This is a genomic window from Vibrio sp. HI00D65 (assembly GCF_001635455.1).
Lineage (GTDB): Bacteria > Pseudomonadota > Gammaproteobacteria > Enterobacterales > Vibrionaceae > Vibrio.
In genome coordinates this window covers 1-302 of sequence record NZ_LWEH01000499.1, presented here as the reverse complement: position 1 = coordinate 302, position 302 = coordinate 1, and the positions used below count along the sequence as shown (strand labels likewise).

The following is a 302-nucleotide window of genomic DNA, read 5'->3' as shown; positions in this document are numbered from 1 at the left end:
TCGATGCTTGATGGTTATCAAGCTGGAGCCGATCAATACATCGCTAAACCTTTCAATGTTCCTGAGCTACTGACTCGTATCAAGGTTATCTTACGTCGAGTTGGATTTGAGCGTCAGAGACAGTCTCTAGCTTCATCTAACCATGGTTTGTGTGAACGGATTTCTCGTTTACCGCTAACTGGTACAGAAAAAGATCTGCTTGATTATTTGATTAAGAATGACGGCATTGTTGTATCTAAGTCTGACTTACAAATACATGTCTTAAAGAAAGAGCTGTGTCCCTTTGATCGCAATCTAGACAT

1 protein-coding gene is annotated in these 302 nt (G+C 40.4%); it reads left to right on the top strand.

Annotated elements, in window-relative coordinates; translation table 11 throughout:
* Positions 1 to 302: response regulator transcription factor (locus tag A3712_RS23105; RefSeq protein ID WP_443083616.1), on the top strand; the 302-nt coding region annotated here is incomplete at both ends.